The 9,285-nt window shown below is 70.6% G+C and carries 6 protein-coding genes and 1 pseudogene; 3 read left to right on the top strand and 4 right to left on the bottom strand.

Annotation, left to right across the window (positions count from 1 at the left end; all coding sequences use genetic code 11):
* From pucD to DD1DGNOD_RS06695, 3 genes are all read right to left on the bottom strand, one after another.
* Positions 1–2,005 (bottom strand): xanthine dehydrogenase subunit D (pucD, locus tag DD1DGNOD_RS06705; protein ID WP_131769683.1); only part of this gene is annotated, 2,005 nt, incomplete at its 3' end.
* A gap of 150 nt (positions 2,006–2,155) precedes the next feature.
* Complete coding sequence (locus tag DD1DGNOD_RS06700) at positions 2,156–2,701, bottom strand: (2Fe-2S)-binding protein (RefSeq protein ID WP_430827765.1); 546 nt, start codon at positions 2,699–2,701, stop codon at positions 2,156–2,158.
* Between the two features lie 49 nt (positions 2,702–2,750).
* Positions 2,751–3,794, bottom strand: coding sequence for an FAD binding domain-containing protein (locus DD1DGNOD_RS06695; RefSeq protein WP_430827764.1), 1,044 nt, complete (start codon positions 3,792–3,794; stop codon positions 2,751–2,753).
* Between the two features lie 646 nt (positions 3,795–4,440).
* Between DD1DGNOD_RS06695 and DD1DGNOD_RS06690 the strand changes: the two genes are divergently transcribed.
* Entirely contained in the window at positions 4,441–5,685 is a 1,245-nt protein-coding gene (locus DD1DGNOD_RS06690) for a Rieske 2Fe-2S domain-containing protein (protein ID WP_131769677.1), read from the top strand.
* Between the two features lie 541 nt (positions 5,686–6,226).
* Here the strand turns inward: DD1DGNOD_RS06690 and DD1DGNOD_RS06685 are convergent.
* Positions 6,227–7,825: an adenine deaminase C-terminal domain-containing protein gene (locus DD1DGNOD_RS06685; RefSeq protein ID WP_241251283.1), complete on the bottom strand. Its 1,599-nt coding sequence runs from the start codon at positions 7,823–7,825 to the stop codon at positions 6,227–6,229.
* Between the two features lie 647 nt (positions 7,826–8,472).
* Here DD1DGNOD_RS06685 and DD1DGNOD_RS06680 point away from each other — a divergent pair.
* On the top strand, positions 8,473–8,775 hold the full coding sequence (locus tag DD1DGNOD_RS06680) for an urease subunit gamma (protein WP_131765717.1): 303 nt from the start codon (positions 8,473–8,475) through the stop codon (positions 8,773–8,775).
* Positions 8,776–8,789: 14 nt separating this feature from the next.
* Positions 8,790–9,095, top strand: a pseudogene (locus tag DD1DGNOD_RS06675) (urease subunit beta); the annotation flags it as partial.
* Positions 9,096–9,285 lie beyond the last annotated feature (190 nt).

Genomic DNA, 9,285 nt, shown 5'->3' with positions numbered 1-9,285 from the left:
GCGGGTTGAGCACCGTGCCGACGTCCTGGACCAGCGACATGGACACGACCCGCACCAGCCCCAGGTCGACGTCGACGTCGACGACCGCGCGGTGCGCCGCCGCGGCGAACGCCACGTGCACGTCGCCCTGGCCGTCGGCGTCCAGCGGCTGGGTGCGCCGGTGGCGGAAGACCTCCACCGCCTCGACCGGTCCGTCGGCGAGCGCGTCCGCGACCGTCATGCGCGCCCCGGCCTCGCCGGCGACGATCTCGCCGCCGGCGAGCGTCAGCATCCGCCGCGGCTGCCCGACGACGTCGTCGGGCAGGCCGAGCCGGCGGGCCACCCGGGCCAGCAGCCTGTCGGCGACCGTGACCGCGGCGGCGCGCACAGCACCGCCGCTCATCCACGTCTGGCGGGATGCGCTGGTCGACCCGGCGCTGCCGACGGTGGTGTCCGCCGGGGCGAGCACCACCTGGCCGACCCCGAGCTCGGTCCGGACGATCTGCCCGGCGATCGTCACGAAACCCTGGCCGACCTCGGCGCACGCGCTGTGCACGACGGCCCGGGGCGCACCGTCCGGGCCGACTTCCAGGCGTACCCGGGCGGTGGAGTAGTCGTCGAACCCCTCGGAGAACAGCAGGTTCTTGTACGCCAGGGCATAGCCGACACCGCGGCGGACCCGGGCCGGATCGGCTGCGGCAAGGCGCCCGCCAGGCAGCGACGTCACCGGCGTCCGCTCGGACGCCGGCAGCGGCAGCGGACGGGCGGCGACGGTCTCGATCATCTCCCGCAGCGGCAGCGGCTCGGGCACGACCTGCCCGGTGGGCAGCACGTCCCCCGGTTCGAGCGCGTTGCGCCGGCGCAGCTCCACGGGGTCGATGCCGAGGGTGCCGGCGAGCCGGTCCAGCTGCGCCTCGTGCCCGACGGCCACCTGGGGGACGCCGAAACCACGCATCGCCCCGCACGGCGGGTTGTTCGTCCGGACCACCCAGCCGTCCAGCACCGCGTTGGGAACCCGGTAGGGCCCGGCGGCATGCGTGACCGCGTTGGTCAGCACCGCCGGGGACGACGACGCGTACGCCCCACCGTCCATGATCAGACGTGCCTGGACGCTGACCAGCAGCCCGTCCCGGGAGGCGGTGTGCCGGAACCACATGCGGGCCGGATGCCGGTGCGGATGGCCGAGAAACGACTCGACCCGGTCGTAGGCGATCCGCACAGGACTGCCGGTGACCAGCGCGAGCAGCGTGCCGTGGATCTGGAGCGTGATGTCCTCACGTCCGCCGAACGCCCCGCCGACACCGGCGAGGGTCAGCCGCACCCGGTGCTCGGGGATACCCAGGCACGCCGCGATCTGCTCGCGGTCGGAATGCAGCCACTGCGTCGCCACCCGCAGGTCAACGCCACCGTCGGCCGCCGGGACGGCCACGGCAGCCTCACAGCCGAGGAACGCCTGATCCTGCATGCCCACGACATAGGAGCCGGTGACGCTGACCGCACCGTGGGCCCGCGGGTCGCCGTGGCGGAGATGGATCTCGCGGAAGACGTTCCCGTCGGGATGCAGCAGCTCGGTGTCGCGGGGGGCGTCCACGATCCGCTCGGGGTCGGTCAGCGGCGGAAGCGGCTCGTAGTCGACCTCGATCGCGGCCAGCGCCGCCACGGCGGTCCGGGCGTCCACCGCCGCCACCGCCGCCACCGGTTCGCCCTGGTAGCGCACGACGTCGGCGGCGAACACCGGCTGATCGGCGACGATCAGACCGTAGGTGGCCATGCCGGGCACGTCCGCCGCGGTCACGACCGCCGCCACGCCGGGCAGGCGCCGGGCCGCGGAGGTCTCGACGCGCCGGATGCGCGCCCGCGGATGGGGGCTGCGCAGTGTCCGGGCGTGCAGCATCCCCGGCAGGCGGAGGTCACCGGCGTACGGGAAGGTACCGCCGACCTTGGCCGGCCCGTCCGGGCGCGGTACGGACGCGCCGATCCCCTGATCAGCGGACGTCCGATTGGACGGTATCCGATCAGTGACCATCCGGTCAGTGCGGTCAGTGGGTGGACGCGGGTTCATCATCGTCCGCATCTTCCGAACCGCCCGACGGCCCATCCCCGGGCACCGGCCCGTTCTCGATCATCGGCCCGCCCCCGGTCACCGGCCTGTTCTCGGTCACCGGCCTGTTCTCGGTCACCGGCGGGCATCCTGGACCGATCGGATCGCGGCGATGATCCGCCCGTAGCCGGTGCACCGGCAGATGTTGCCGGCCAGCGACTCGCGGATCTCGTCCTCATCGGCGTCGGGACGCCGGGCCAGCAGGTCGGTGACGGCAACCACGAACCCCGGCGTGCAGAAACCGCACTGGACGGCGCCGTGGGCGAGGAACGCGGCCTGCACAGCGCGCGCCGGCCCGCCCACACCCAACCCGGCCACGGTCGTGACCTGGGCGTCGGCAGCGTCCGCGGCAAGGACCGTACAGCTTGTCACCAACCGGCCGTCCATCAGGACCGAGCAGGAACCGCACCGGCCCTGCTCGCAGGCGTCCTTGACCGACAGCACGTCCAGCTGGTCACGCAGCACGCGCAGCAGGGACTCCCCGAACCAGACATCGGTCACCTCCCGCAGGCTGCCGTCGATGTAGAGCTGGTAGGACACCCGCGGTTCGGCATCGATGTCGGTACAGGTGTCACTGCCGGACGTGGCAGCAGGCCCGGTGTTGCATTCGGCGCCGTGCAATGGACCTCCTCCAATGGACGCTCCAATGGACGCGCCCCGGTGGACACACTCACTCATGCCCGTGCCCGCCGGCCGCCCGCTGATACCCCGATGCACCCGGTGTTGCCGGCGCACCCGATCCCCCCGGCGCACCCGATCCCCCCGGTGCCGCCGGTGCCCCAGCCGTCGGACGCGGCTGCGGACCCGACAGACAGCGTCCGGCTGCGCGCGCCGCCAGCACCCCGGCGGCGTGCCGGCGGTAGGCCACCGAGGTGCGCAGATCGCCGGGGAGCGGGCCGGAGGCGGCCTGGACGGCTTCGGTGACAAGCTCGCCGAAGCCCGCGACGACGTCGGCGGAAGCCGTGCCCGTCGACCAGTCGACTCCCTCGCGGACGAAGTCCTCCGCGGCGACCGGGCGGATCGGCCGGCTCGCCACCCCGCTGATCGCGCAGGCGACCCGCTCCCGCACCCGATCGACAACCAGTGCGCACGAGACCAGCGCCGCCGAGGCGGCCTGCCGCGAGCCGACCTTGAGGTAGACCTGGGGACCGCACGGCCGGGGCAGCCGGACCGCCGTGATCAGCTCGACCGGGCTCCGGCCGTCGGCCAGGTAGGACGAGATGGCCACCGTCCGCGCGCCGTGCACACTGTGCAGGACGACCTCGGCGTCGGCCGCGCTCAGGAAGGTCAACAGATCTCCCCGCGGATCGGCCGTGCCGAGTGCTCCACCGACCGTGCCCAGGTTGCGTATCTGCGGTGATCCGACGACCCGTGCCATGGCGGCGAGACCGGGTGCCAGCGACCAGCCGGCCAGGTCGTGGTAGGTGACGCCGGCACCGACGATGAGCCCGTCGGCACTGGCACCCCGAGTACGCAGTTCCAGGACCCGGCGCAGGGCGACGATCCGTCGCGGCCGGCGCCGGCCGGTTCGCAGCGCGGGGACCAGGTCGGTACCGCCCGCGAGCAGGTCCGCCGCACCGTCGGCCAGGATCTCGACGGCGTCGGCCACGGTCAGCGGCCGGTACAGGCCGGTCGGACCGGTCGGACCGGTCATCGAGTGGCCGGGCGGGTGGGCAACCTGATCGCCGGCCGCATCGTCGGCAGTAACAATCATGCGTGCTGCTGTGGGAGCGTCCTCACGGCACGGAAGCCCGCTGGCGGGTGTGATGGCAGGGATGACGGTCGGCCGCGCGCAACCCCACATGACAGCCGACGATAGTGGCCCGAGGTTACACGCATGTTCACTATCGGCGACGTGCGGGGGCTTCCCGGCCGGCCGGCAGCAGAAGCCACCCGACGAAAGCCGACGTGGACGAGTCGGACGTCGATGGGTCACAGCCGTATTCATCCGTATTGAACACGATACATCCGCAGCGGGAATCATATCAGTCCGGTCCGGCGGCGTCCGGCATTACGCAAAAAAGGGAGCGCCCTCACGACGATGTCCGCGGGTTCCCCGAGCGCGAAGAAACCATGATCATATCATTTCCGGCCGGCCGGGTCCGCGGCCTCGGGTGAAAACCGCGGTCGCGTCGCTTCCGGAAGACAATGAGATATCGATCACCGTCACCTTGTGTCACACCCGGGACGCGAGGCCGAAACAGGGGCTCGTTTTAATCAGCACACTCGAAGAACACTTTTACCGGACTCGTTACCGGACCCGGCCGGACCGGATCGGAACCCGGCTCGTGATCTGCACCTGATCCGCAGCTGCGGTCCGGCGACCTCTGCCCCAGGAGGTGGTTGACGTCCGTCCAAGAATGACGAACACAGATCCTTCGCTCCGGCACGGCTGGCATCCGGTCGCGCTGTCATCGGACATCGGTGACGAGCCGGTATCCGTGCGGCTCCTCGGCGACCTGTGGGTGATCGCCCGTCTCGACGACCGGGTGACGGCCCTTGCCGACCGCTGCCCGCATCTGCTGGCGCCGCCTTCGACCGGCCGCTCCGACGCTCCCCAGCACGTCTGCCCCTACCACGGCTGGCGTTTCGTCGCATCCGGTGCATGTACGGCCATGTCCGCGTCCGGGTCGGGCGCTCTCCGGCCGGAACGCACCCGGGCCGCCCCGGCGTGGGGCACCACCGAACGTCACGGACTGGTCTGGATCGCCCCCGAGGAACCGTTCGCGGACATCATCGGCCTGCCCGAGGCGGACGATCCCAGCTTCGACTCCCGGTGGCTGGACGTCACCCGGAGCCCGGCGTGCGCGGCCGTGCTTGTCGACGATCTTCTCGATGCCGCGAACCTTCCGTTCGTCCATCCGAGCGTGGTCTGCACCGACCCGATCCGTACTGGCCCGATCCGCATCGGCGTGGGCGGCGTGGGCGGCGTGGGCGAACAAACGATTACCCTTCGCCGTAGCATCGCTGCCGATGGCGACGGATTCCGTATAAGGATGGAACAAACGGTCACCAATTCCGGGAAGCCGGCAGCGGCGGCCGGTCCGCGACCGCCGAGCGGCCGCCACCGGTCGACCTGTACCTACCGGCCACCGTTCCAACTCCGGCTGGTACTGGAGTATCCCGACGTCGGGATCACCAGTACGATCTTCTTCTGCCTGCAGCCCGAGGACGCCGCGTCCACCCGTATCTACGCCCGCCTGCTCCGCAACGATCTCGGGGGGAACCCCGACCGGCTGGCCGAGGCCGCCCGCATCGAGCAAGTGATCTTGGACCTGCACCTCGCTGCGCGGCAAAGACGCCCGCTCGACGGCCTGCCGCTGACACCCACCGGCTGCGGCACCAACGAGGCCGGCGCAGATGCCGACATGCATACGGACGGTATGCATGCAGACGGCATGCCCACCAGCGTCCAAGCGAACGGCATGCCTGCGGACGGCATACCCATCGGCGTGCAGTCGGACGGCGTGCAGTCGGACGCCGCCGGAATCGCGTTGCGGCGAGCACTGTCCGCGCTGGTCGAACGGGCAAGGCGGACCCCAACGCGCGACCGGCCCAGCGGCATCCGCTACGCCCGTCGCGCGAAGGCGGGCTCCCGCCCCTGACCTCCCCGACCCAACCCGCAACCCGCCCAACCCTCCGGCCTCTCTGTCATCGGCCCGCGCCGATTGCCGACGCACATAAACGCATATAAAAAGGACGACCAAAACCCAGTACCGATATCCTCCCATCCGCCTTACAGACACTCACACCCACCCCATGCCCCGACCCGTCCACACCGCTGCTGGTCGCCGCCTTCCCAAGGCTGCGACCAGCAGCGCAAAATGCCAGCTCAGACCAGGTGTCCGCGGGTCTTCGGCCAATAGTCGCCACAACAACCACTGCAATTGCAACGACCGTCCGGGCCACCGGGAAAAATACTGTGACCAGAGTCAAGTTCTTCTCTCGGGATCGCGCCGCCACCACGGCCTCAAACCCATGACACACACCGGTGTCACCTCCAGGCGCTCCGGCTCATCGCGCCGAAGCGTCCACGCAATCCATGCATGACGAAGCTGTAGGTGGAAACCGTCGTTACAGCAGCGGTTTCCACCTACAAGTTCCGCATCCGTAGGTGGAAACCGTTGTTGTAGCAGCGGTTTCCACCTACACCTTCCGCTGAGGTGGGCAGTAAAGCTGCTGGCCCAGCGGCGCGAGGGTGAGAAACGGTGCGGCAAGTGTGCAGCCGAGCGCCGCGGCGACCGCGTCGACGCCGTCCAACTGGTCACGCACGGCATCCCAGGGGGCGTCGCTCATCACGCCGGCCACCGGCAGCGGGCAGGCTGCCAACACCCATCCGCGGTCGACCACCACGAAACCGCCGCCCATCCCCTCCAGCGCCCGGGCGGCCGTCATCATGTCGTGGTCGCCGGCCCCGATGATGACCAGGTCGCCGGGTGCCACGCTCGTGGTCATCGCGATCGCACCCTGACGCAGGCCAATCCCGCGGATGAACCCGACCCGCGTCCCGGCAGGCTGATCCGCGCGGCACGTGACAAGGGCTACCTTCAGCAGGTTCTGCTCCGGGTCGGCCTCGGCACAACCGGTAACGCCGCCGGTGACGGCCGGTCGCACCATAACCACCTCAACGCACGGCTCCTCACCCTGAATGAGGATCACCTGGACTCCGTTCACGGCCCGGCCGGCGGAGCCGACAGATGCCGCGGGCACGGTGAACGATCCGCTGTGCAGCCCCGGGGGCAGCGACAACCGTTCGCGGGCCCAGGCGGGGATGACGTCGAGGTTGTCGAACAGCGGGCGTCCCCGCTCCGCGGCCAGCCGCCCACCGGAGAGCACGACCTCCGGCGGGTGGGGCCCGGCGATCTCGCTGACGATCTGGATGTCGGCCAGGTGCGTCGGCGTGAGCGATCCGAGCAGGTGGTCCAGACCGTGGCGGCGGGCCGGGGCGAGAGTTGCCATACGGACGGCGGTCAGCGGGTCCATGCCTGCCTTGACCGCCCGGCGGACGTCCCGGTCGAGATGACCGCGCACTACAAGATCGATCACCGTGCGTCCATCGGAGGCTTCCAGCAGCGCCTCCCAGGGGTCGTCGTCAGCGGTCCGCTCGACCGGCAGACCCCCCGACGCCGACCCGAACCCGGAGCCGAACGTGGGCCCGGAGGGGGAGACGGATCCGAACCCGTCGGGCTCGGGCCCCGCGGGGAACGCCCCCGGCATGCCGGTGACGTCCAGCGGCGGTCCCCCGGCGGACTCGGGTAAGGGAACCGGCTGCCGCGGCACTATCGTCGTCATTGCGGCAGGCATGGCAGGCGTTACAGGCAGTGCCTCCAGCAGCCGCATCGGGGTGCGGGTGGCGGTGGCGAGCTGCCCGCCGCGCGGTCCGCACAAGGCAGTCAACCGGCTCGTGTCCGCCAGCAAGGTGACCGTTCCGCGGGGCACGACGACGCGGGCAAGCTCACCGGGGGTCAACAAGGTCCGTTCGACCCGGATGTTCTCGTCAACATAGGCCGGCAGGAGGTAGCGACCGGAGGCGTCCAGCGCACGGCGAGCGCTCAGCGCCCCCGGCTGTGTCACCGCGGCGATGAACCGTCCGACGATCAGCAGGTCACGGCGCTGCAGCTCACCGGTGTGGACGACGACCAGCGTGCCACCATGCACGATCAGGTCCGCATCCTCCTGACCATCTGCGACCCGGTGCAGCCGCCGGAGTTCCGCCGGGCTCGGGGCGAGGTCGGCGCTGTGCACGGCTGCGCGCCGCGGGAGGCGACCATGTCCGGCCGACGGTCCGGAAACCTGGGCCTTCCGGACCTGCCCGACCGGCTTCCGGACCTGCCCGAGCGCGCAAGAATCATGATCTTGCTCGGCTGGGGGTCTTTCCGGCAGGCAGGTCACAGGTCCGGGTCCGCATGCGAGCCACCCTTGTTGGCGGTCACGTCCGGCGGTCATGAAGCCTCCGCAGACACCGTTTGGACGAGGATGGAACATGACCCTGCGCAAAGAACTCGTTCGATGATGTGACGTACGTTACGCCTTGGCGCAGCCCTGCGACCCCGAAGTGGGTACGCGAACGCGGCATAGCCGCTTACTGTGCCGCCACAGATCCGGCGACGCCCGCAAAAACGGGTATTTTAACATGACTGTCATAGGTTCGGTGCCGGTGGTCACAACGGTGGGCTGTTCGAGAGATCCCGGACATCACAGCGACGCACCAGGGAGACGCATCCGGACTGTACCGGGCGCACCCAGGGCAGACCCACCGGGCATGTGCCTGCTGGCATGCATGGGGCCAAAGGCGATGCGATCATGTTTTTTTCGCGACGCCGAAAGCCCAAACTCTCCGGGTCGCCGGCGGGTGGACGTACCCGTGGCCGCGACCGCTAGACTTCGCCACCGTGCTGCTGAGTCCGCACGAACAGGAACGGCTGCTCATCCATGTGGCGGCCGGGCTCGCCCACGAGCGGCGGGCCCGCGGCCTGCGGCTCAACCATCCCGAAGCGACCGCCGTCATCACGTCCTTCCTGCTCGAAGGCGCCCGGGACGGCCGTACCGTCGCCGATCTGATGGCAGCCGGACGGACCGTGCTCACCCGCGAGGACGTCATGGACGGCGTCCCCGAGATGCTCGGCGAGGTCCAGGTCGAGGCGACCTTCCCGGACGGCACCAAGCTGGTCACCGTCCACGAGCCGATCCCGTGAGCGGAGCCGCCGGCATCCGGCCGGGCGAGATCCGCCACGACGGCGACCCGGTGGAGATCAACCCAGGACGACCGGCGCTGACGCTGCGTGTGCGTAACGTCGGTGACCGTCCGGTGCAGGTCGGGTCGCACTACCACTTCGCCGCCGCCAACCCGGCCCTGGAATTCGACCGGGACGCCGCCTGGGGGCACCGGCTGGCCGTTCCCGCCGGCACCGCCGTCCGGTTCGAACCCGGCGTCGAACGCGAGGTGGACCTCGTCCCGCTGGCGGGCCTGCGGGTGGTGCCCGGCCTGCGCACCGAGTGGGCCGGCCCCCTGGACTGCGCTCCTGACGAGACTCCGGCCGGCACGCCTAACGGCGCTGCTGACGGCGCTCCGGCCGGCACGCCAGACGGCACTACGAACGGCACTTCGGACGGCACTCCCGGGCCGGCGCGGAGCGCGCCCGTGAGCAGCCACCTCGACCGGTCCCGCTACGCCGACCTGTACGGGCCGACCGTCGGTGACCGCA

Source organism: Candidatus Protofrankia californiensis, from assembly GCF_900634765.1.
GTDB lineage: Bacteria > Actinomycetota > Actinomycetes > Frankiales > Frankiaceae > Protofrankia > Protofrankia californiensis.
The sequence above is the reverse complement of the archived record's forward strand: the minus strand, read 5'-3'. Positions and strand labels throughout refer to the sequence as shown.

What these genes read in the sequence shown, in the direction of transcription:
- DD1DGNOD_RS06695 (WP_430827764.1), bottom strand. Translation starts at nt 3,794, where the DNA reads ATGATTGTTACTGCCGACGATGCGGCCGGCGATCAGGTTGCCCACCCG.
- DD1DGNOD_RS06690 (WP_131769677.1), top strand. Translation starts at nt 4,441, where the DNA reads ATGACGAACACAGATCCTTCGCTCCGGCACGGCTGGCATCCGGTCGCG.